Annotated in this window: 25 protein-coding genes; 16 read left to right on the forward strand and 9 right to left on the reverse strand. The window is 42.7% G+C overall.

The annotated features are described in order from the left end of the window. Window positions 1-12 precede the first annotated feature (12 nt). Window positions 13-771, reverse strand: a complete 759-nt coding sequence (gene mroQ, locus ERX40_RS08965) for an intramembrane glutamic endopeptidase MroQ (RefSeq protein WP_133418164.1) — start codon at window positions 769-771, stop codon at window positions 13-15. A 167-nt stretch (window positions 772-938) separates the two neighbouring features. Between mroQ and groES the strand changes: the two genes are divergently transcribed. The 3 genes from groES to ERX40_RS08980 all read left to right on the forward strand — a co-directional run bounded on the left by groES (window position 939) and on the right by ERX40_RS08980 (window position 3,754). Continuing rightward, window positions 939-1,223, forward strand: coding sequence for a co-chaperone GroES (gene groES / locus ERX40_RS08970; protein ID WP_133418165.1), 285 nt, complete (start codon window positions 939-941; stop codon window positions 1,221-1,223). A gap of 56 nt (window positions 1,224-1,279) precedes the next feature. Then, the gene (groL, locus tag ERX40_RS08975) at window positions 1,280-2,899 is read left to right on the forward strand and encodes a chaperonin GroEL (protein WP_133418166.1); all 1,620 of its coding nucleotides are present in this window, start codon (window positions 1,280-1,282) and stop codon (window positions 2,897-2,899) included. 207 nt (window positions 2,900-3,106) lie between these two features. Further along, a complete protein-coding gene (locus ERX40_RS08980) occupies window positions 3,107-3,754 on the forward strand; it encodes a metallophosphoesterase family protein (protein ID WP_165980727.1) in 648 nt (215 codons plus the stop codon). Here the strand turns inward: ERX40_RS08980 and ERX40_RS08985 are convergent. Together ERX40_RS08985 and ERX40_RS08990 are read right to left on the reverse strand one after the other, a co-directional pair. Beyond that, window positions 3,751-4,914 (reverse strand): low temperature requirement protein A, encoded by a 1,164-nt coding sequence (locus tag ERX40_RS08985; RefSeq protein ID WP_133418168.1) that lies wholly within the window; start codon window positions 4,912-4,914, stop codon window positions 3,751-3,753. The two genes, ERX40_RS08980 and ERX40_RS08985, sit on opposite strands and share 4 nt — an antisense overlap. A 46-nt stretch (window positions 4,915-4,960) precedes the next feature. Then, a complete protein-coding gene (locus ERX40_RS08990; RefSeq protein WP_133418169.1) occupies window positions 4,961-5,191 on the reverse strand; it encodes a hypothetical protein in 231 nt (76 codons plus the stop codon). An 89-nt stretch (window positions 5,192-5,280) separates the two neighbouring features. On the opposite strand from ERX40_RS08990, the gene ERX40_RS08995 reads away from it, so the two are divergent. From ERX40_RS08995 to ERX40_RS09015, 5 genes are all read left to right on the forward strand, one after another. Next, window positions 5,281-6,474 carry an NAD(P)/FAD-dependent oxidoreductase gene (locus ERX40_RS08995; protein WP_133418170.1) on the forward strand — a complete coding sequence of 398 codons (1,194 nt, stop codon included), beginning with the start codon at window positions 5,281-5,283 and terminating at the stop codon, window positions 6,472-6,474. 87 nt (window positions 6,475-6,561) lie between these two features. Next, a complete protein-coding gene (locus tag ERX40_RS09000; protein WP_133418171.1) occupies window positions 6,562-7,065 on the forward strand; it encodes a hypothetical protein in 504 nt (167 codons plus the stop codon). A gap of 54 nt (window positions 7,066-7,119) precedes the next feature. Beyond that, entirely contained in the window at window positions 7,120-9,174 is a 2,055-nt protein-coding gene (locus tag ERX40_RS09005; protein ID WP_133418172.1) for a HelD family protein, read from the forward strand. Further along, window positions 9,174-9,635, forward strand: a complete 462-nt coding sequence (locus tag ERX40_RS09010) for a DinB family protein (RefSeq protein WP_165980728.1) — start codon at window positions 9,174-9,176, stop codon at window positions 9,633-9,635. The genes ERX40_RS09005 and ERX40_RS09010 overlap by 1 nt, the downstream gene beginning before the upstream one ends. Before the next feature lie 66 nt (window positions 9,636-9,701). Further along, on the forward strand, window positions 9,702-10,136 hold the full coding sequence (locus ERX40_RS09015; protein ID WP_133418174.1) for a GNAT family N-acetyltransferase: 435 nt from the start codon (window positions 9,702-9,704) through the stop codon (window positions 10,134-10,136). A 22-nt stretch (window positions 10,137-10,158) separates the two neighbouring features. Here ERX40_RS09015 and ERX40_RS09020 read toward each other — a convergent pair whose 3' ends face one another. Continuing rightward, complete coding sequence (locus ERX40_RS09020) at window positions 10,159-10,710, reverse strand: thioredoxin family protein (protein WP_133418175.1); 552 nt, start codon at window positions 10,708-10,710, stop codon at window positions 10,159-10,161. A 120-nt stretch (window positions 10,711-10,830) separates the two neighbouring features. Between ERX40_RS09020 and ERX40_RS09025 the strand changes: the two genes are divergently transcribed. Continuing rightward, a complete protein-coding gene (locus ERX40_RS09025; protein ID WP_133418176.1) occupies window positions 10,831-12,060 on the forward strand; it encodes an aminopeptidase in 1,230 nt (409 codons plus the stop codon). A gap of 163 nt (window positions 12,061-12,223) precedes the next feature. Here ERX40_RS09025 and ERX40_RS09030 read toward each other — a convergent pair whose 3' ends face one another. Continuing rightward, the gene (locus tag ERX40_RS09030; protein WP_133418177.1) at window positions 12,224-12,919 is read right to left on the reverse strand and encodes a hypothetical protein; all 696 of its coding nucleotides are present in this window, start codon (window positions 12,917-12,919) and stop codon (window positions 12,224-12,226) included. Window positions 12,920-13,000: 81 nt separating this feature from the next. After that, window positions 13,001-13,672 carry an HAD family hydrolase gene (locus ERX40_RS09035; RefSeq protein WP_133418178.1) on the reverse strand — a complete coding sequence of 224 codons (672 nt, stop codon included), beginning with the start codon at window positions 13,670-13,672 and terminating at the stop codon, window positions 13,001-13,003. Between the two features lie 211 nt (window positions 13,673-13,883). Between ERX40_RS09035 and ERX40_RS09040 the strand changes: the two genes are divergently transcribed. After that, on the forward strand, window positions 13,884-14,651 hold the full coding sequence (locus tag ERX40_RS09040; RefSeq protein WP_133418179.1) for an NUDIX hydrolase: 768 nt from the start codon (window positions 13,884-13,886) through the stop codon (window positions 14,649-14,651). Window positions 14,652-14,663: 12 nt separating this feature from the next. Here the strand turns inward: ERX40_RS09040 and ERX40_RS09045 are convergent, their stop codons facing one another. Beyond that, window positions 14,664-15,701, reverse strand: coding sequence for a C45 family autoproteolytic acyltransferase/hydrolase (locus tag ERX40_RS09045; protein WP_133418180.1), 1,038 nt, complete (start codon window positions 15,699-15,701; stop codon window positions 14,664-14,666). A 143-nt stretch (window positions 15,702-15,844) separates the two neighbouring features. Between ERX40_RS09045 and ERX40_RS09050 the strand changes: the two genes are divergently transcribed. The 5 genes from ERX40_RS09050 (at window position 15,845) to ERX40_RS09070 (ending at window position 18,505) form a co-directional block, all read left to right on the forward strand. Next, window positions 15,845-16,048 carry a helix-turn-helix transcriptional regulator gene (locus tag ERX40_RS09050; RefSeq protein WP_133418181.1) on the forward strand — a complete coding sequence of 68 codons (204 nt, stop codon included), beginning with the start codon at window positions 15,845-15,847 and terminating at the stop codon, window positions 16,046-16,048. A gap of 119 nt (window positions 16,049-16,167) precedes the next feature. Continuing rightward, window positions 16,168-16,743 carry a DUF3169 family protein gene (locus ERX40_RS09055; protein ID WP_133418182.1) on the forward strand — a complete coding sequence of 192 codons (576 nt, stop codon included), beginning with the start codon at window positions 16,168-16,170 and terminating at the stop codon, window positions 16,741-16,743. Window positions 16,744-17,016: 273 nt separating this feature from the next. Then, a complete protein-coding gene (locus ERX40_RS09060; RefSeq protein WP_133418183.1) occupies window positions 17,017-17,220 on the forward strand; it encodes a helix-turn-helix transcriptional regulator in 204 nt (67 codons plus the stop codon). Between the two features lie 12 nt (window positions 17,221-17,232). Further along, a complete protein-coding gene (locus tag ERX40_RS09065; RefSeq protein WP_133418184.1) occupies window positions 17,233-17,604 on the forward strand; it encodes a hypothetical protein in 372 nt (123 codons plus the stop codon). Window positions 17,605-17,701: 97 nt separating this feature from the next. Beyond that, complete coding sequence (locus ERX40_RS09070) at window positions 17,702-18,505, forward strand: hypothetical protein (protein WP_133418185.1); 804 nt, start codon at window positions 17,702-17,704, stop codon at window positions 18,503-18,505. A gap of 36 nt (window positions 18,506-18,541) precedes the next feature. On the opposite strand, the gene ERX40_RS09075 is transcribed toward ERX40_RS09070, so the two are convergent. Continuing rightward, on the reverse strand, window positions 18,542-20,056 hold the full coding sequence (locus ERX40_RS09075; protein ID WP_133418186.1) for a M4 family metallopeptidase: 1,515 nt from the start codon (window positions 20,054-20,056) through the stop codon (window positions 18,542-18,544). A gap of 180 nt (window positions 20,057-20,236) precedes the next feature. Then, a complete protein-coding gene (locus ERX40_RS09080) occupies window positions 20,237-20,599 on the reverse strand; it encodes a hypothetical protein (RefSeq protein ID WP_133418187.1) in 363 nt (120 codons plus the stop codon). A gap of 119 nt (window positions 20,600-20,718) precedes the next feature. On the opposite strand from ERX40_RS09080, the gene ERX40_RS11310 reads away from it, so the two are divergent. Next, window positions 20,719-20,880 (forward strand): hypothetical protein, encoded by a 162-nt coding sequence (locus tag ERX40_RS11310; protein ID WP_165980729.1) that lies wholly within the window; start codon window positions 20,719-20,721, stop codon window positions 20,878-20,880. The last annotated feature ends 11 nt before the right edge of the window (window positions 20,881-20,891 follow it).

Consider the following 20,891-nt stretch of genomic DNA (forward strand, 5'->3'; position numbering starts at 1 on the left):
ATACGACTCTTTCTATTGGAACAGATGCCAGATCAGCTGACTGGTTGACTTCAGCTGGTCAGCTGCTTCATTCAGCTTATCACCTAAAGCAAGCTGCATGATGACAACGAATGAATTCATCGCCATATGTGCTAAGATCGGCACGATAATGCGACGTGTTGCAACGTATAGACCGGCAAATACAAATGCCATACCGAGATAGATCAGCGTATGGTCGAAATCCATATGAGCTGCGGCAAATAACAGACCGCTCAATGTTCCGGCAATGAGAAAGGCAGCCCAGCGCGGTAAGTTGAGCCATTCATAGAGTTCACCGAAGATGACTTTACGGAAGACGAACTCTTCCAGGAAAGGTCCGGCGAGTGAGATGATCACGATAAAGAATGGATACTGTTTCGCGACTGCCATGATATTATTCGTATTCTGGCTTTCAATCGGCTGATGAAGGATATAGACATTGATCATATTCATGATAGCCTGGATGATGAGTGCCATAAAGAAGCCGGCAATAACCCAGATAATAGTATAGAGCCATCTTTCTTTAGGGGAACGTTCAAGCCGGGTTTCATCCTTGATGCTTCTATTGATGAAGTAGACCAGTATACTAGCAAGCACAAAAGCGCCGATCATATAGGGAATGACTTTCGTCATCATTTCTGAAGGTGAAAGATTCTGACCATGGTAAATTGCTGCGGGTATTAAAGATGAGACCTGTGCACCTGCATAAATCAGGATAATCCAGATGTTGGCCCAAAGACGACTTAATTTCATAATTAACTCCTTTAATTCGATATAGAACCATTGTACAGGAAATCAGGCATGAGTAGAAATTTTATATAGCATATCAATTGCATTTTTGACCTTCTTTGATTAAACTAAGAGTATATTAGCACTTGAACCATCAGAGTGCTTATACATTCCACTAAGGAGGATTTCACATGTTAAGACCATTAGGGAACAACGTGATTTTAGAAATGAAAGAACAGGAACAGAAAACGGCAAGTGGTATCATTCTGACAGATTCAGCGAAAGAAAAATCCAATGAAGGTATCGTTGCTGCAGTGGGACCTGGCCGCTTACTTGAAAACGGCACTCGTGCTGAGATGCAGGTTAAAGCAGGAGACAAAATCATTTACTCACCATTTGGTGGCTCTGAAGTGAAAGTCGGAGAAGCGAAATATTTAGTGCTCTCTGAAGATGACGTACTTGCAGTAGTAGAATAGTTATACAATCAAATTCATCTAAAACTAAACTTAAAAAATAATGGAGGCATTCACACATGGCTAAAGAAATCAAATTCTCTGAAGATGCAAGACGCTCAATGCTGGAAGGTGTTGATAAGCTTGCCAATGCAGTCAAAGTAACACTTGGGCCAAAAGGGCGCAATGTCGTATTAGATAAAAAATTCGTAGCACCACTCATCACAAATGACGGTGTGACCATCGCAAAAGAAATCGAACTTGAAGATCCTTACGAGAACATGGGTGCGAAACTCGTTGCAGAAGTCGCAAACAAAACAAATGAAATCGCAGGGGACGGTACAACAACTGCAACAGTGTTAGCGCAGGCTATGATTCAGGAAGGTCTGAAGAACGTGACAAGCGGTGCGAATCCGGTCGGTATCCGCCAAGGGATCGATAAAGCAGTCGCTGTAGCGCTTGAAGAACTTGCAGCCATCTCAAAACCGGTATCCAGCAAAGAAGAAATCGCGCAGGTCGGCGCTATCTCAGCAGCTGATGAGGAAATCGGTCAGTTCATCTCTGAAGCGATGGAGAAAGTCGGTAACGACGGCGTTATCACTATTGAAGAATCAAAAGGCTTCAAAACAGAACTTGAAGTTGTGGAAGGCATGCAGTTCGACCGTGGCTACGCATCACCTTACATGGTCACAGATTCAGATAAAATGATTGCAGACCTTGAAAATCCATTCGTTTTAATCACAGACAAAAAAATCTCATCATTCCAGGATTTATTACCACTCCTTGAACAAGTCGTACAGACATCACGTCCGATCCTGATCGTCGCTGAAGATGTAGAAGGCGACGCACTGACGAACATCGTCCTGAACCGTCTCCGTGGTACATTCACAGCAGTGGCAGTCAAAGCACCAGGCTTCGGTGACCGCCGTAAAGCAATGCTTGAAGACCTTGCTATCTTAACAGGCGGACAAGTCATCACAGACGACCTTGGCCTTGAACTGAAAGAAACAACAGTCGATATGCTTGGACAAGCAGCGAAAGTGCACGTAACGAAAGACGATACAACAATCGTTGAAGGTAAAGGTGATGTGAACAACATCTCAGCACGTGTCTCACAATTAAAGGCACAGATTGAAGAAACAACATCTGAATTCGATAAAGAGAAATTACAGGAACGCTTAGCGAAATTATCAGGTGGCGTAGCGGTGATCAAAGTCGGTGCGGCAACTGAAACTGAGCTGAAAGAACGTAAACTCCGTATCGAAGATGCACTGAACTCAACACGTGCAGCAGTAGAAGAAGGTATTGTAGCAGGTGGTGGAACAGCACTTGTCTCTATCTACAATAAAGTAGCGGCAGTGGAAGCGACAGGAGATGTGGCAACAGGCATTAAAATCGTCCTGAAAGCACTCGAATCACCAATCCGTCAGATCGCTGAAAATGCAGGACTTGAAGGTTCAGTCATCGTTGAGAAAATCAAGCATGCAGAAACAGGCATCGGTTACAACGCGGCAACAGATGAGTGGGTAAACATGATCGAAGCAGGAATCGTGGATCCAACTAAAGTCACACGCTCAGCATTACAGAACGCAGCATCAGTCGCAGCGATGTTCCTGACGACAGAAGCAGTCGTCGCAGACATCCCGGAAGAAAATCCAGCACCAGATATGGGCATGGGCGGCATGCCGGGGATGATGTAAGAATAGCAATTTAACCACTTTTCAGATTGAATCCGGGAAGTGGTTTTTTTATTTAAAATAAAAAAACCTCACTGAGAATATACGGTAGTACCTGTCCGTATAAATGAAAATAAATTTGGTGCTGGAAAATTTGAAAGGTTCATATTTGAAAGGTAATTTCAGTCTTTTGGTGGTAAAATATATACATCACTTTAAAGGATGAGAGAGATGAATTATTTTATAGTGGGCGATGTCCATGGTTGTTATTACACGTTGAAGAAATTGCTGCAGAATTGGGACAGTGACCGTCAGAAACTGATTTTTGTCGGGGATTATATCAATAAAGGCAAACATTCACGCAAAGTGGTTGAATTAGTGAGAGAACTGCAGTATAGATATCCGGGTACTGTGTGTATTAAAGGTAACCATGAGTATGAGATGGTCCGTTATATTGAGGACGGGACAAAAAACAGTGACATCAAAGAGAACTTCCGCAACACTCTCATGGATTATGATCTGAGGAATAAGTACCGAGATGATGTGAAGTGGATGAAGAGGCTGCCGCTTTATTATGATGATGGCGATATTTATGTGACGCATGCAGGGGTGAACTGGTTAGGTCTCAGGAAGTTCAAGGAGAATTCAAGCTGGTGTGTCCTACGTTACCGCGGCCGGCTGAAGCGCATGTCCAGGCTGCAGGTGTTCGGTCATACACCGACTGAATCGAAACGTCCTGAGTTCAATAAGAAATCCAACGCTATTAATATCGACAGTGGAGCGGGCAACTTCGATAATATGTCTGCCGTGCTGATTGACGATGCCGGAAAGATCAGGAAAATATATACGGAACAGATACGAAAAGAGGACTATCACTAGTCCTCTTCTGCTATATCCGGATGCTTGTATTTGTATAGATAAAGATAAATCAGAAAGATAGTGACAGTCGTTATCACACAGATAATCGTCAAAGTATAGGCGTAGTTTCTGGTTAAATAAGCAATCATAAAGCCGATAATAAGAATGACGGGGATAAGGATACGCAGTTGTCGCGCACTGGTGAATTTCTCATGGGCGTATTGCAAGGTCAGCATCATACCTGAGTAGAAGGAAGCGAGAGCTGCGTACATGAGCTGAATATTGAAAGTGTCTTCCACCGGCTCTTTCGCATTAAGGACAAGTGAAGCATTCAGTAGCCCGATACCGAGAATCATCAGGAAATGAGCAATAATCATGCTGAGTCCTGATGCATAGTTCTCCTTTTGTATCAGCCTGTTTGTCTTGAGCCAGTATGTACCGAAGAGCGATATCAGAATCAGGAACAAGAGAATATAGGTGAAATGAAATTCCTTGATTTTGAATATCTCAGTCAAGCCGATAATTGCTTCGCCGAACATGATGATAATTAATAGCGAATAACGTTCTGACATGTGCGGAACGTTGATCCCTGAAAGCTGCAGTTTTTGATTGAATGGCATCGGCATAAGATTGGCTGATAGTATAGCAAGCACAAACGCCACATACATCCACGGAGCAGATATGAAAATTGCAAGAGACGCAAGTAATGCACTGACCAGCAGAGAGCTGCCGAAAACAATGGAGGCAAACCGGTCATGCGGCAGAATCTTGTCTCTCAGCGTCAGAAAGAACTGAAGACTGGTACTTGTAAAAAGAATGGCAATACAGATGTTGATAGGATCGAAGACCGATTCAATATCGGCCTTTAAGCTGATAGCCAGAAAGATGGCGATGAACATGTTGAACAACAGAAAAAAGAGATCTTTAGTTCTGATCAGTCCGAAACGATTCGTATAGCTTGTCTGATATGACCAGACCGTATAGAAGACCAGCGTCATCATCAAATATTTGGCGAAATTAATAAGCGGGATATTGCCGTGTTCGGTGGACAGGATGGTATGAGAGATCTGGGAAATCGCATAGACAAAGACTAAATCATAGAAGAGTTCGGTCGTATCCACTGCTTTCTCTTTTTCCTCATGGCGATTTGTCAAATCTTCAGGATGGTAGGATTCGTTCATGTATAGCTCCTCGTCATTGATATAAAAAAATCAGCCGCAGCTGATTTTAAAGTGTGTCGATACCTTTCGGTGTAAGTTTAAGGATTTTATTGACATTGATTGATGAATAATCATCGGTTTCTTTGACTGTCAGAAAACCGTTTGCATCGCGTCCTAATTTTGCGATAAAGTTATTGAAGGTGATAGTTTCATTTGTTGTGACGCGTTCATAATGGTAGACGACCACGTTATCTTCCATTAATACCTCGATTTTCAGATACTGATTACTTTCAGACATTAAGAAAAGCTCCTTTGTAAAAATAATTTACTATTCTTTACCCCTCTCTCTCAGTTTTACACATCATATAATAAAGAAGGAATGAAAATATGCTGCATAATGGAGATATATTCTGGCCGGAAACATTTGAAGGGAAAGCGTTCCCAGTTTTAAAGGAATCACTGCGGTGTCAGGTTGTGGTGATAGGAGGCGGTATGAGTGGTGCGATGAGTGCTTTTACCTTTGCGCAGGCAGGCTATCAGACCGTACTGATTGATCAGGGTCAGATTGCAGCCGAGAGTTCAGCCGCGAACACGGGCCTCCTGCAGTATATGAGTGACAAATCCCTGCATGAATGTGTGGAGGACTTCGGAGAGTATGACGCCTATCATTTTTACCGTCAGTCATACGAAGGGCTGTCTCGGATTGAATCATTGTGCCGGGAACTGCCGGATGACGTCCAGTTCATCAAAAGAGAAAGTGTCCTCTATGCATCAAAGAAGCGGGACGCAAGGCATCTGAAGAAGGAATATATAACGTTAAGAAAGTATGGATTTCCGTGTCAGCTGCTGGATAGGGCTGAACTGCAGACGCGTTACAGGATTGAGGCTGAAGCGGCACTCATTACCTATGAGGATGCAGAGATTAATCCATACGTCTTTATTCATCGACTGATTGAAAAAGCGGTCAATGAGTTCGGACTGCTTGTGTACGAGCAGACTGGGATGAAAAAGTGGAAATCGAAGAACGGTAAGGTTCTGTGTCAGACAGACAAGGGATACACGCTTACGGCGGAGCATGCGATTTATGCAGGTGGATATGCGGATACTCACTTTGTGAAGTGGGTCCGAAAACGGAAGCTTGTCCGTTCCTATGCACTTGTCTCAGAACCAGTAGGTCAGTTGTGGCCGAGAAATGCCATGATCTGGGAGACTGCACGTCCGTATCTCTACATCCGACATGCGGAAGGTGGTCGGGTCATTGTAGGCGGACTTGATGACAATACGAAGAGAATTCCGAACAAGCGTAAAATCAAGAAGAAGACTGACCAGCTGAAGCGGTCATTTGAACGTATTTTCCCGGATATCTCACTTGAGATTGAGGAACGCTACGGCGCACGGTTCGGTGAAACGAAAGATGGTTTACCATTCATTGGAGAAGTGCCGGGTAAAAAGAACTGTTATATGCTGCTTGGTTACGGGGGGAACGGTACTGTTTATTCTTCTTTCGGCAGTAAGATGCTACTGGATATGGTAGCAGGCAGACGAAGTGAAATCCAGCAGATTTTCAGACTGAATAGATAAGGGGTGCCGGATGATTCCTGAAAGTGCTAAGTCTCACAAAATGCTGGCTGTTGAGGGAAGAAGTATGATGACAGAAAGGAGCCTATCATGACCTCAAAACTACAAAAAGAAGTGAATCAACTCTACTACGGGGAAGGACTGTCTGCAGCCGGCTTCTTTGTACTGTGGTTCGGCACTGCTTTCTTCAGGCCCGAAACACGTCCGTTCCTGCTCAGTCCGGCTGCATCGATTTCGCTGATCAATATCTGCATCATTCTTTCAACCGGCTCTTATTTCTGGGGCATCATGAAGTGGCATGTGGATGAGCGGCGGCTGCTGAAGCTCACTTCTACTCAGATTCAGCGTTTCAGCCGCATTCATTATCTGATTATAACGATGGCAATCTTATCAACGCTTACTATTATCTTAAGTATGCCGCACTCAGCTGAGATGTGGCTGCTGATTGCACTCACCTACATCTTTATGTGGCTTGAATATATCAATTACTTTCATATCAGGCTCTCATATCTCACACCGCGAGAATTCCGCCAGCTCCTCATCAACCGCAAAGTCACACCTTCTCACTTGAATCGTGCACTGAAGAACAAATAGTTTTATAATTACCATTTATCCGCTAAACTTATCATACGTTGAAAGGAGGACGTTATGGTCTCGAAAGAACAGGAAGCGTTACATTTGGAAGGTGTCAAAAGCCTGATTGACATAATAAATAATGAACTGTCGGGTGAACTTGAGAAGACGACAGGTGAACTGATAGAAGAACGTAAATTCGCGCTGGAGGAACTCGGCTCAGTCATCACGGATGATGCACAGATAGAATATTCGCAAGTACTGCCGTCACTGAAATTCCAGGAGGAGCTGCAGGTCAGTCGTCAGGACGTGAAGAATAGTCTCGGCAAGATGAAGGACCGTCCTTATTTTGGCGCTGTGACCATCAAAGACGAAGATGAAGCGGATTCAGAGAAGCTGTATATTGGCCTTAACAGTCTGAAGGACCCATCGACGAACGACCTCATCATCTACGACTGGCGTACACCTATTGCATCGACTTACTATGCGAACCACCTCGGACGTGTAGAGTACGAAGTCCCTTCTGTCGGTCTGCAGTCTGTTGATGTCAAAGAACGGATTCAGCTAGTCATTGAAAAAGGTGAACTGCTGGATGTCTTTGACTCCGAGCTGTATATCGGTGACGATGCGCTGCAGCATTTGCTCGTTGATACTGCGAAGGACAAGATGAAGTCGATCGTCACAACGATTCAGGAGGACCAGAACCGCATTATCCGCCAGAACTCAGCGCAGGATCTGCTCGTGCTGGGTCCGCCGGGCAGTGGTAAGACGTCTGTCGCCATGCAGCGTATTGCTTATCTGCTGTATCTGCATCGTCATAAGATGAATGCGGACAACATGCTTTTCATCACACCGAATGAGATGTTTGGCGATTATATTGCAGAAGTGCTGCCGGAACTTGGCGAGGCTTCCATCAATGCGATGACATTTTACCGGCTGCATGATAAACTCAGCCGCAGATACGAGTTTGAGACGCTTTTCCAGCATATCGAACGTATGCGCCGTGCAGCTGATACGACGGCATACAGACTCAAATCCTCGCATGATATGCTGAACGCAATCAACAGACATGTAGCAAAGCTTGCGGATAGCGGCATTAAATTCAGAACGATCAAGATCAAGGACGAGCCATTCACCACTGCTGAAGAACTCTCTGAACTCTTCTATCACAAGTTCAAGGACTCGCCGATTGATTCAAGACTTAAGAAAATTCAGGTCGAGTTCTGGCCGCGTTATAAAGAAGTGCTGAATAAGGCCATTAAAGAGCGGACGAAAGCATTGAAGAGAGTAACGAATTATATCGGTACAGATGCTGAACTTGAGAAGCAGGCTGAACAGGAAAAGACTAGACAGTTCCGTGTCGTAAAAAACTATATTAAACGACTCGAGTTCATCAATATCGAAAAAATCTATCTTGATATTCTGAAACAGCTGAATCCAGCTGTCCGTGCCGCGACTCTTGAGTCTCTCAGAAACAGACAGCTGAACTATGAAGACATAGCACCTCTGTTACTCCTTACAGTCAAAGTGAAAGGCCTGCAGCGTGAACCGAAGATCCAGCATCTGATCATTGACGAAGTGCAGGATTACAGCCCCGTGCAGCTCGCGGCCATCACTGCTGTCTTTCCGAACGCGCGGAAAACGATGCTCGGGGACCGCAATCAACTTGTCCATCCGGTGCATATCGATACGATGGAGACGACGGCACTCGAACTCACGAAATCTTACCGCTCAACCATCGAAATCACAGAGTTTACGAAGTCCCTTATCGGTAATACATCAACCCAGTCCCTTGGTGTGCATGGAGACGAAGTGAAGCCTCTGTCATTCACTCATTTTAAGGAAATGCTGAGTCACCTCGATTCTGAAAGTGTCGCGATTATAGCACGGGATGCAGACCATGCTCAAATGGTAGCGGCTGAACTGCCTGACGTCACATTACTCACGCATGACCAGTACACCTTCACAAAAGGCACGATTCTGATGCCCAACTATATGTCTAAAGGCTTCGAGTTCACATATGTCTTTATACTGGACTATGATCTCTACGATAAAGATAAGGACAAATTCCTGCTCTATACAGTAGCGTCAAGGGCAACCCGACATCTTTATTTAGTGGAGACAGAATGATGAATGAAACCATGAATCAGATTGGATGGCAGATTGAAAGTCTGAAGAAACTCTTTAAACATGTCAGCTTCTTCTCGCTGCAGCAGGAGATTTACCCAGGGGGTCGAACGTGTCAGGCACTGCTGAATCATATCGTCCTGCTTCCTGAGGCAGATTACCGATTGAGTCAAGGTGCCACGGAGGAAGAAATAGAACAGTTCTATCTCTACTGGGAGAAGGAACTGACATCGACTGAAATGCTGGAGGCCCGGCTTGATCTCAGTTTCAGTATATTGAAAGATGCCTACAAAGAACTCGAACCTGAGGAACTTGCAGTGAAGACAGCAAGCTACTGGGGAACGAAATATAATCAGACGGAATGGCTGCTCGTTATTCTGACTCATTTAAGTCATCACCGTAGTCAGCTGTTTACATTTCTCAGAACGGAAGGCGAGCAGCTGGATGTTCAATTGTTTGAATGATCAACTGTGTTTTTTGACACAGAAACATGAAAAAACAGCGTGCTATAATCTGAATGAGGTGGCGCTATGGTAATAGGTGAAAGACTTGAGACAGAACGACTGATCATACGGCCGCTTGATCAGGAACTGATAACAGAGATGGGCTCGGATTACAGACACCAGCGATTTCTGGCACATGCTCGTAAACTTGCGATTGATCCTACTTTAAAGGGCTGGGACGCGTGGATAGTCCAAAAGAAAGATGGAACGTATATCCGGGATATAGGCTTTAAAGGAAAACCCAGCATAAACCGGGAGATTGAAATGGGCTACGGTTTTGAAGAAGCTTATAGAGGTCAGGGTTATGCGACTGAAAGTGTAGGTGAGCTGATGCGCTATGTATGTGGTCTTTATCCTGAACTTACAGTCAAAGCTGAATGTCTGACGGATAGCCGAGTGCTCGAAAAGCTCGGATTTAACAAGATTCATCAGGATAACCTGCTGATATACTGGCAGAAATAAAGACCTGCATCTGCAGGTCTATTTATTTTGTCAGTCGATTTAACATTGAATAATACACACCGTTCCAGAATTCAGGAGAGCTCAGAAACTTGTCATGTGCAAGCTGATACTTCTCTTTGCTTTTTGCTTCAAAGCTCGGGTCTTCTTTTGAAGGCAGATCTTTTCTTGAATCTTCAATGAAAGCCTGTACTTCTTCGGCGCGGGGTCCCCAGACAGCCTGCTCTTCAAAGTTCTCATCGATGAAGACGTATATTGGGATAGAACGTGAAGTCCCGTTAGTCAAGTACTGGTCAATTAAATCCAGATGACTGTCACGCAGGACAAATCTGACTTCCATATCTGCTTTTTCGGCAAACTTCAACAGAATGGCGTTATTCATCATCGCATCACCACACCAGTCCTCACTGATAGCTATCACTCTTAATTTTCTTTTCTTCACTTCATCAATTCGTTGGTCTTCAGGTGCTTCAAACTGATCATAAATCTGCTGCATTTCCTCTTTGTTGACCTGCATCTGCGCTTTATAATCTTCTGCAGATAACGCATTTTCAAAGTATTCTTTTAACGATAACATCATGAGCCCTCCTTCTTTTCTTCTTTCATTATACCCATATGAAAAAAATAAGCAGCTGAATACTATAAAAATGTTTCGGTTTCCGATATAATTAAGAGATATGATAAAGGGGGCCAACCAATGACTTATGAAGAGAAAGTTAAGAAATATGCAGAGCTTGTCGTTAAAGTAGGACTGAATATTCAGCAAGGACAGAAGCTGATGATCAGTGCAGATATTGATGCCATTGATTTTGTCAGAGCAGTCACAAAAGCAGCTTATGACAAAGGGGCAGTAGATGTCATCCAGAAGCTGACAGATGGACCATCCAGCCAGCTGAAATATGAATATGCACCCGTTGAGACATTCACTGAAGTACATGATTATCAGAAAGCTGAGATTGATCAGCATCTGACAGAGCGCGTTGCGCATCTGCGGATTTATTCTCAGTCTCCTGAACTTCTGAAAGATGCAGATCCGGACAAGATTGCCGCGAATGCAACAGCGATCGGTGAACTGAACAAGGATTTCGCACGTGCGGTCGGGCGGTTTGACTTCTCGTGGTGTATCGTTGCATTCCCTAATATTGCATGGGCGGAGCTTGTCTTCCCGGAACTGAAGGGAGAAGAGGCACGTATGAAGCTCCTTGATGCCATGATTGCAGCAGTCAGAGCAGATCAGCCTGACCCGATCAAAGCCTGGGAGGAACATAACAGTAATCTGAACAGCCGGGCACAGCTGCTGACAGAAAAAGGTTTTGACCGACTCCATTATAAATCAGAACGTACAGACGTCGAAATCGGGCTGAATCAGCGTCATATCTGGATGGGTGCAAGTGCAGTCAATGCGGACGGCGTGGAGATTCAGGTCAATATGCCGACGGAGGAAGTCTTTACGTCGCCTGACTTCAGACGAGTCAACGGCGTTATCGGTAATACAAGACCTCTCAGCTATAACAGTGCAATCATTGATGACTTCAAGCTGACATTCAAAGACGGTTCTGTTGTTGACTTTGAAGCAGGCAAAGGTTACGAGGTCCTGAAAAATATGCTGGCGACAGATGACGGTGCAAAGCGCCTCGGTGAGATTGCACTTGTGCCTGACGATTCGCCTATCTCAAATTCCGGTATTCTTTATTACAATACACTCTTTGATGAGAATGCATCCTGTCACGTCGCACTCGGTCGTTCATTCCCGGGTGCACTTCAGAATGGCAAAGAACTTTCAAAAGAAGAGCTGGAAGCATATGGACTCAACCAGTCACTGATACATGTTGACTTTATGATAGGAGGACCTGATCTGTCGATTGAAGGAATTCACGAAGATGGCTCGAAAGAATTCATATTTAAGGACGGCAACTGGGTCATTTAAATGTTAGGATGAAAAAAAGAAGTGTTTGTGGTGACAGATGATCTGGTCACTAAGATCAGAAGTCAGATAGAAGGATTCAGTACACAGATCATTGTCAATGCAATGCATTCACGTGATGAAGAAAAGTTTCTTCTCCATTGAAAAAAGCGCCTAGGCGCTTTTTTTACTTATCTTCAGTGACTGCTCCGCTGAATGGATCAACATTGTAATCTTTTTCAGTCGTGCCATTCAGTATCTCTGCTTTAAAGACAGGAACGTTATCCTCGGTTGTAAATGACCATTCTTTTATTTCTGCCTCAGCTCCAGCTTTATCCTGGATGTTTTTGATGATGTCGTCAAATGCCAGGGCTTTATTGTAATTGATGCCTTCTTCTTTTTCATTATCTTCTTCTGTTTTAATTAATTTGCGGTCATTCATGCCGTAAGTATACTCGACATTCTTGTCGCCTTCATTCTGTGCCACTTTATAGACCCAGCGATTATCTTCTTTTTCGAACTTCAGATCAGTGATTTCGCCTTTTTTCTTCTGTGACTCTATGATTTTAATGATATCATCCGGTGTTGAATTGATATCTTGAATAGCTAAAGCTTCTTTAGTGTCTGCATCAGTTGATGAAGGAGTCTTTTCATCATCCTTTTCAGCATCACTGGAGGCGTCCTGATCATTGTCATCAGAATTTTTTGCTGCATTATCAGCTTCGTCTTTCTTCACATCATTGGACTGATTAGTCTCAGCAGAATTTACATCTGACTGGGCATTGTCATCTGGACCTGTCTGTTTATCATTACTATTATCAGCATCACACGCGGCAAGCGCAAGACCTGCTGAAAGAATAAGACTTAGTACCTTGAACTTCATAAAGATATCCTCCTATAAATAAGTATTAATACTTATTTAACCCATTTTGTGAAGGACTAAACAAATCGTCATTGTTTTACGTTAACTTGTGATTAAATAACGATTAAGTGCATCAATTGTCCGGACAAGTGCAATATGAGGGTGAGAAGAAAGCTCCTCTTCTGAGCCATAACCGTAGAGAACCCCGATAGCGTCCATATTATTCATATCTGCACCTATCAGATCATGCTTACGGTCACCGATCATCACACAGTTCTTTGCCTGAAGATTATTCTGTTCAATGACATACTGGATGACCTCAGCTTTATGGTTGCGTGTCCCGTCCAGTTCGCTGCCTGCAATCATCTCAAAATATTGACTCAAATTGAAGTGAACAAGAATCTGACGTGCATAATCCACAGGTTTGCTTGTTGCGACATAGAGCAGCGCCCCCCGGCTTTTCAGATCCATCAGTAACTTTTCAATACCATCATAGACCCGATTTTCAAACAGACCTATGTCTGCAAAATATTCACGGTAGTAAAGGATGGCCTGAGCGTTTTTATCATCAGTTAATCCATAATCAGCTTCAAAGCTGTCTTTCAGCGGTGGGCCGATAAAATGAATGAGCGCATCATTGTCAGGTGCCTCTATATCCATCTTTGTGAGCGAATGGATGATAGCATTTGTGATACCTTCTTTTGGATCGGTCAATGTCCCATCCAGGTCAAATAGAATATGCTTATATTTCAGTGGATTTCTTGCTGCTGTCATTTAATCATCTCCTCAATCTGATTATAGAGCTCAGAAAAGACGGAAGATAATGATATGCTTTTATTCACAGGCTGCTGGAGCAGCACAAACATCCTGAAGTTCAACTTATTAGTCTGCCAGTTGAACTTTAACAAAGTAAAGCACTGCCTAATGTTAGCAATATTCTGTTTTTTTTCTATAATAGAAGAAAGCGCAGTAAGGGTGTGAAGAGATGTATCAAGTAAAGACTGAAGTGAAAATTATTCCTGACGGCTTTGAGGCAGTGAATGATTTCTTTCATGAACATGTATTCCGTAGTTATATTGAACTCGGTGCGAGACTTGTCGGACGCTGGGTTGATGAGGATCATACCCTGATTACTGAGATATGGGATTTTCAGAATCGCGAACATTATCAGCAGTTCTTTGATTTAAGAAAAGAGACATCACACTATAAGAACAGCCGGCTGCAGAAGATTGCCAATGATAAATGGATCATTTCAAAAAAAGAGACACATATGATGCCGACAGGTGACTATTTTCAGCCGCAGCACAGTGTATCAGCAAGTGTCTTCGTGCAGAATGATAAAGGTGAGACATTACTGGTCAGAAGTCTGCATAGGAGCAGCACGCTGGAAATGCCAGGCGGGGCACTTGATAAGGAAGAAAGTCTCATAGATTGTGCGATTAGAGAAACGAAGGAAGAGACAGGACTGGATGTCAGCATCATCGGACTTGTCTGTATCACTCAGAACTTATCCAGCGGGGTGATTAATTTTGCTTTCCATGGTGAAGTGACAGGAGGAGAACTGACGGATTGTCCAGGTGAGACGCAGGACGTCGGCTTCTATGATCTGACTGATCAGAAGATGCATACGCATGTCACCTATCCGCATTTCAAGGAGCGTATCCTTGAATGCAGCAAGCTGAACTATATCAATATCGATCTATATGAAGTCAGACCCTATGAACTTATACAACGACTGAACGGCGCTCATTAAGAGCGCCGTTTTCTATTCGCTGGCAAAGGTGATGTCACTGTCAATCTGGCCATGAAGTAAGGTCATATCAAGTGCATGACCGTCCAGCCATCTGCCGAAATCAAGCATAACAGGAGACTGGTCACCGCCGAGGGCAATCAGTGCTTTCAGTTCCTTCGGGAAGTAGCAGCTCGTATGAATCGTACCGCTCCAGCTGGCATATTTATCACTGAAGATGCCGGCTTTGGTGTCATTCATTATCTTGAAGGCCTGCTCGGCTGGAAGTGTGTCGGTCACCTGTTCTGTCATCGCCTGCATGCGCATCTCAGAATCCGTCAGCACACGTCTGTTCTCGTGGGTCAGCACTTCGAAGTGATTCGTACAGTAATGATGATCTCTGACAACGACGTCACGCGGTGTGATCTCAATGATCTTCGTCTCACCGGACGGGTCAAGAACAATATAGGAGAAACTGGACCGGTGGGGAATCTCGTGCAATAACTCAACGACATCTTCAACAGTTGCGCATGTCTCTAAGATCAGACGACCGACCATATAGCAGACAAAACCATCACCTGGCTTCTTACGGTGCATGAAATTATATCCCATCGCGAGCCCTTTTTCATTGATGCCATCCATGCGTCCTGTAATTCGCGACACTGGTGCCATCGTCGCAAGACCCCCATCATTTGGCTGTAAGAATGTCAGACGACCATCATAAGTAGCAGGATGATAATCATAATTTCTGACGAGATAATCCGCCGTCGTAAAGACAGAACAACCACTTTCCTTGGCGTACACACGATAATGACCGAAGTTGAGCAGCACCTGCTCAAGACTCAGCTTCAGACCATCCTGAATACCGAGCAGTTCCTCCCATATCTTCGGCGCAAAACGCTTATAGACCTCTTCTGTCTCGACAGGATCAATATCAAAACGAGGACGACGAATACGCCACTCCCGCTCACGATTCTCCATCATCAAAGTCGACTTCAGCCATTCAGCCTGATTCAATCCGAAATCATAATGACTGCCTCTGAATTCTGTAATTACACTTTTAACCTGTTGCATCTAATCACGCCTTTATCAGTAGTAATCCTAGTTTAACACAGTCACTCATGACAAATAAAATGATCATTTTGACTAATATAGTTGTCAAAATGATAAATATATTTTACAATAAGGATATATATGTTAAAGAAATAGGTGAAGCTATGAAAAATCGCTTGAAAGAATTAAGAGCACGGGACGGCTACAATCAGACGGAACTTGCTAAAAAAGCAGGTGTCTCACGTCAGACCATCTCACTGATCGAACGGGATGACTTTATGCCGTCCATCCTGACAGCAGTGAGAATCGCGAGAATATTTGATGAACCGGTGGAGAATATCTTTATATTTGAGGAGGAAGAGTTATGACGCGGAGCTGGAAAGGTTTTTTATTAGGTGGATTAGTCGGAGGTATAAGTGGATTTATATTCATGTTTGGAATAGATTTCGTTCGCTTTCTCATGAATTATTATCCTGATTAGACTAAGATGACGGTGGTGACATTTCTCTTTATCTTACTACTGACTTCATTGATTCTTTCTATAAGTAATCTGAAAAAGTCAGAGGAAAGGTTGAGTGTGAATCATTCAGATGATGAACATATTAAATTGATGAATGTTTATAACAGAAGTTCGATGTTTGCAACTATCTCTCTACCTCTCTCTTTATTGTGGTTTTCAAGTGCACTTATATTTTTTGAGAGCTATATTATAATTACTGTATTAGGATTGATTTTTCTTTTCCTTTCAACTTGGCTATGTCGAAAAAATGTTGTAATGATGCCGCGCATTTATAATGGTGATTGTGAATATGATCCAACACGTAAAAATATGAATCGTATTTGGATTAACTCTATGGATGAAGGAGAACGCTTAATCACTTTACAAAGTCTATTCGACTGCTATAGTGCTTTAATTCTATTAAGTAGCTTATCTATGTTGATACTTGCTGGTTATTCAGTACTAGGGGACAACAATCAGCTACTTGGAATCTTGTTGATCGGAATGACAATGATTATTTCAACGTTTGTCTATTACCGTACTGCTGCCAAATACAATCAGTAAGAGAATCAGGATGAAAATAACGATTACGATTCACAGATCATGCCTTATTGACTATCACTATCGCTGGTCTTGGAAGCGGCGTTGTATTCATTCTCTGTATGCTCTCGTGCACGTGCAGTATTGCCTTATCAGTATTCAGACAATCAGTGCTATCTTCAGGATATGACAGATAGCTGGACAACCTTCTTAGGAGGGTTGTTTTTTTGAATGGATATGTAAAGTAAACTTGACGTAAAGGGTGCTTTACATTTAATATAATAACGAGGTGAATATATGAAAAATAGACTCGCTGAATATAGACAGTTGAGAGGCATGTCGCAGCAACGACTAGCTGATCGACTGCATGTATCGAGACAGACAATCATTTCCATTGAAAAAGGAAAGTATAACCCATCACTGCCACTCGGACTGATTATTGCAGAGTTATTTGATGTCGAGGTCACTGAGATTTTTATTCTGGAAGAAACAGATTATTAGGAGGGATGCTTTATGAAACGGACGTTTAATCAGCAGGTTTTACTTGGATTGGGTATCATGCTTACTTTGATGGGATTAGCCATAGGTCTTATTGTAGGAATGAATAATTTGAGTCTATGGCTTACCATGTTTGTTTTAGGAATAGTATTGATTCTCAGGTCTTTTATTTTTGAAGGGGAAAAGTTTGATGAACGTGAACAGATGATTAACTGCAGAAGTTATAAGTTTACTTTTATGATGACGCTCTTTGTCAGTTTTATCTTTTATTCACTTTATTTTTTCAAGATGGTTCATCTAGCTGGTGAAGATGCGTTTATCATTTTCATGGCAACAATGATATTAACACAAGGTATTTCCAGTTTCATTTATGCGAAGTTGCTTTAATTGATGTGTTTATTACTAGTTTCTGACGTTTTCTATAACCCGTCTCTTTTGACTTTGTGTCATTTCTCCCTTAGGCTAATAGATGAGGAGTGATAGAATGCGAACGTTTGAACAGGAGAAGGATCTTTTTTTCATCGACAGTTCAGCGTATGATTTATTGCAAGATCACTTAAAAACAACTGTGGTCTGTCCTAAGGATGAATTCAAAGGGCATATTCTCTATAAAAACTTTCACGTCAGTAACTGCCATCGTACTTGGAAGATCACTGATTACGATTATGTTATCGTCGCGCGTCCAGGCTGGTATGAAGAGCTGCCGGATGAAATGCAGCAATTGATTCTCAGCGAGCAGCGACGGACGGGTTCCCGGCTCGTTCTTGGAGATTTACTGATTACGCAGCATTACTGGCGCAGTTTGTCTGAGGAAAATCAGCAGAAATTAATACGTTTGTATGATGAGCGAATTGAGGATATTGATATCAGTGGACTCCCTGAGCGTTTTCAGCGTCTTCATGGTCAGTATCCTGAAGCGCATGGCGGCAACTGCTTTGCGGCTGCGCTTTATGGTGTCGCTGATGAATCATTTCTGCTCGAGGAATGGGTGCATAGTCAGTCGTTCCTTGATATGCTTGAGCGCAATAACTTCAGACGTTTTGACCGTGCGACAAAGGACAGTGTGCTCGTCTTCGTACAGGAGGGGGTTGTTGTCCATGCATGCTATGTCATTGATGATGAATACTGCTTCAATAAATCAGGGCAGACATTCTTCAATCCGTGGCATATTGCACGTATTGATAAAGTGATAGCAGACTGGGACGACTGTAAAGTCATGTTCTTCTGCGCTCCGGATAAACTGGATCAGCTTGTCTGCTTAGGAATAGATGACAAGCAGGTGGCATAAAAATAGGCAGGAGACGTTGTCTCCTGCCGTTTTTATTTAGTAGACGCCTACTTTAGACCATGCATTTGCGATAGTATTAGCATCTGTTGAACCGTAGAGATCCTGTGCTGACTGGATAAGAGCTGCACGCGCATCTGAGAATGAAGCGTTAGGTGTTAAGTAATAGCTGAGGGCACGGTAATAGATTTTTTCTGCTTTCTGTTTACCCATCACTGTCACTGTGTTGTAGAATGCTTTGTTCGGAATCCCGCTGTTGATGTGCACACCGCCGTGATCACCATCGTTTGTGTTAGGAAGACTACGATACTGGTTCATATGTGCCGGTTGGTTATACTGTTCCGGATTTGACATGCTGCGGAGCGCATCACCGCTCACACCTGGTGTGTAGACATCTTCACCCATCAGGAAGTCAGGGTCAACGAAGTAGCCGAAAACATCTGAGAATGACTCATTTAATGCACCCGGCTGGTTCTCATAGACGAGTCCTGCTGTGTGTTCAGTCACTGCATGTGTCAGTTCGTGTGCGATAACGTCATTAGCACCGGATAATGGAGAGAATGTGCGACCGTCACCATCACCGTAGAACATCGCTTCGCCGTTCCAGAAGGCATTATTATAGTTGGAGCCGAAATGAACGACTGAATAAAGAGGCGCGCCCTTACCATCATATGAATCGCGGTTATGCGTATTTTTGTAGTAATCATAGACCTGGTCCGCATAATAGTGAGCATCTACACCTGCGCGTTGTGATGTACTGGTGAATGCTTTATCGTAATCAGACATTATTGTGAAGTTTGTTTCTGTATTCTTGGCATCATACGTTTCGATGTCACCAGTATGTGTGAGGTCAGTTAAATAATATTTTCCGTTCTCAGCAGAGAGATTAAGTGACTTATAATCACCTTTATTGCCGTAGCCATAGCCTGTCGTTGCCACTTTCTCGATCAAGTTCTGTTTCTTAACGACTTCACCTGTTTCTGCATCAATCTGGATTTTCCAGTTAGCAGGTTCAGGTGTCACGTAAATCAGCTGTACATTATAGACATATTGATTTGTATCTGCATTAATCGCAAGTTCAGCTTTTTTCACAACTTTACGATCCATATTCTTAACTTCAGATTCCTTGACGCCTGCTGCATCAAATGCTTTGCTGACTGCGTCAGCACTTGAAATCTGCTGTGTATTAGTCGGCGCAACTTCTTGTTGATTAAGATCACCATTGACGAAGACAATTTCTCCGGACTGGTTAACGTGGACCTTCACTTCCGTATTGAGGGCCGCTTTGCCGTTGACTTTTGGTTTGAGGGTGTAGTGTGTGAAACCTTCGGCATCTGTTTCAGCGGCCGTTACTTCATATTGCTTATAGTTCTTTTTTACAGCTTTTGAGCCCGGCAGATTTTTAAGTGCTTTTTTTGCATCTTGTTTACTATGGACTTTTTCCAATTTTTTGAGTTCTTTAGAAGCATCTGATTTTGCTTCAGTGACATGAGTTGGCATTAATGAAGCGAGCATCACAGTAGACAGAACAGCAGGTGCAATAATTTTTTTCATTTTCAGGTCCCCTTAGTCAATGAGTATTTTTAAAGCTTAAATTTATTATAATCAGAAAATTATAAAAAGACAACAAAAATATTTAAATAAACATTTTAAAAATGCAAATAAAATTATTTTTAGCATTATAAGTACATAAAAAGCATCTGTCTGTATTAGACAGATGCTTTTAAAAGGTAATTACTGAGCATCCAGCTCCAGTTCAAAGTGGAGACGTGACAGTTTGTTGATTCCATCCACCATACGAAATGTAAATAAACATATTGAAGGTGCATCAAGCTGATTGTAATCTTTATCTTCTCTTGAGATCTTCAAGATGACGAGTGAGTCTTCACCGCGGTCTGACTTATGAATGATGTCGAAATTCCAGTCCTGCTGGGTATTGAATCTTTGCTGAAAAATTTCGATTAATTTGTTATAGTCCCCATATGACACATGTCCATCCCTATACACAAATGTTGCAGTTACATCTTTATCAATCAGTTCTTTCAGTTCTTCCAAGTTCTGCTGCTGCCATGCAGCAAGTAGATGTACATGTGACAAATGGCTCAATCCTCCTTTAGTAGAGTTTTAGATATTATAGCACATATCAGTCTGAAATATTTCTTTAGAGTTATTTTATATGTTAAAATGAAATTACTATAAAGATAGAGGTGAAACAAATGAAGGGATTTTTTAAAGGTTTATTCTTTATCGTATTCTTGTTAGCAATCGTAGTAACTGGTGGCGCTGCTATCTTATTCACTCGCTTTAAAGCTGACTTTGAAGATATTGAGCGTCGTACAAAAGATATTGTAGCTCAAATTGAATCTCAAAATCCATAAGAACTTGCCGA

It is taken from the genome of Macrococcus carouselicus, assembly GCF_004359515.1.
Lineage (GTDB): Bacteria > Bacillota > Bacilli > Staphylococcales > Staphylococcaceae > Macrococcus > Macrococcus carouselicus.

Bases quoted from the DNA above. Each gene is read 5' to 3' on its own strand.
- ERX40_RS09060 (WP_133418183.1), top strand. From the start codon at position 17,017: ATGAAAAATAGACTCGCTGAATATAGACAGTTGAGAGGCATGTCGCAG.
- ERX40_RS09030 (WP_133418177.1), bottom strand. From the start codon at position 12,919: ATGAAGTTCAAGGTACTAAGTCTTATTCTTTCAGCAGGTCTTGCGCTT.
- ERX40_RS08990 (WP_133418169.1), bottom strand. From the start codon at position 5,191: ATGTCTGAAAGTAATCAGTATCTGAAAATCGAGGTATTAATGGAAGAT.
- ERX40_RS09025 (WP_133418176.1), top strand. From the start codon at position 10,831: ATGACTTATGAAGAGAAAGTTAAGAAATATGCAGAGCTTGTCGTTAAA.
- ERX40_RS09005 (WP_133418172.1), top strand. From the start codon at position 7,120: ATGGTCTCGAAAGAACAGGAAGCGTTACATTTGGAAGGTGTCAAAAGC.
- ERX40_RS09070 (WP_133418185.1), top strand. From the start codon at position 17,702: ATGCGAACGTTTGAACAGGAGAAGGATCTTTTTTTCATCGACAGTTCA.
- ERX40_RS09040 (WP_133418179.1), top strand. From the start codon at position 13,884: ATGTATCAAGTAAAGACTGAAGTGAAAATTATTCCTGACGGCTTTGAG.
- ERX40_RS11310 (WP_165980729.1), top strand. From the start codon at position 20,719: ATGAAGGGATTTTTTAAAGGTTTATTCTTTATCGTATTCTTGTTAGCA.
- ERX40_RS09075 (WP_133418186.1), bottom strand. From the start codon at position 20,056: ATGAAAAAAATTATTGCACCTGCTGTTCTGTCTACTGTGATGCTCGCT.
- ERX40_RS09050 (WP_133418181.1), top strand. From the start codon at position 15,845: ATGAAAAATCGCTTGAAAGAATTAAGAGCACGGGACGGCTACAATCAG.
- ERX40_RS09045 (WP_133418180.1), bottom strand. From the start codon at position 15,701: ATGCAACAGGTTAAAAGTGTAATTACAGAATTCAGAGGCAGTCATTAT.
- ERX40_RS09055 (WP_133418182.1), top strand. From the start codon at position 16,168: ATGACGGTGGTGACATTTCTCTTTATCTTACTACTGACTTCATTGATT.
- ERX40_RS09065 (WP_133418184.1), top strand. From the start codon at position 17,233: ATGAAACGGACGTTTAATCAGCAGGTTTTACTTGGATTGGGTATCATG.
- ERX40_RS09000 (WP_133418171.1), top strand. From the start codon at position 6,562: ATGACCTCAAAACTACAAAAAGAAGTGAATCAACTCTACTACGGGGAA.
- ERX40_RS09020 (WP_133418175.1), bottom strand. From the start codon at position 10,710: ATGTTATCGTTAAAAGAATACTTTGAAAATGCGTTATCTGCAGAAGAT.
- ERX40_RS08985 (WP_133418168.1), bottom strand. From the start codon at position 4,914: ATGAACGAATCCTACCATCCTGAAGATTTGACAAATCGCCATGAGGAA.
- groL (WP_133418166.1), top strand. From the start codon at position 1,280: ATGGCTAAAGAAATCAAATTCTCTGAAGATGCAAGACGCTCAATGCTG.
- groES (WP_133418165.1), top strand. From the start codon at position 939: ATGTTAAGACCATTAGGGAACAACGTGATTTTAGAAATGAAAGAACAG.
- ERX40_RS09035 (WP_133418178.1), bottom strand. From the start codon at position 13,672: ATGACAGCAGCAAGAAATCCACTGAAATATAAGCATATTCTATTTGAC.
- mroQ (WP_133418164.1), bottom strand. From the start codon at position 771: ATGAAATTAAGTCGTCTTTGGGCCAACATCTGGATTATCCTGATTTAT.
- ERX40_RS09015 (WP_133418174.1), top strand. From the start codon at position 9,702: ATGGTAATAGGTGAAAGACTTGAGACAGAACGACTGATCATACGGCCG.
- ERX40_RS09010 (WP_165980728.1), top strand. From the start codon at position 9,174: ATGAATGAAACCATGAATCAGATTGGATGGCAGATTGAAAGTCTGAAG.
- ERX40_RS08980 (WP_165980727.1), top strand. From the start codon at position 3,107: ATGAATTATTTTATAGTGGGCGATGTCCATGGTTGTTATTACACGTTG.
- ERX40_RS08995 (WP_133418170.1), top strand. From the start codon at position 5,281: ATGCTGCATAATGGAGATATATTCTGGCCGGAAACATTTGAAGGGAAA.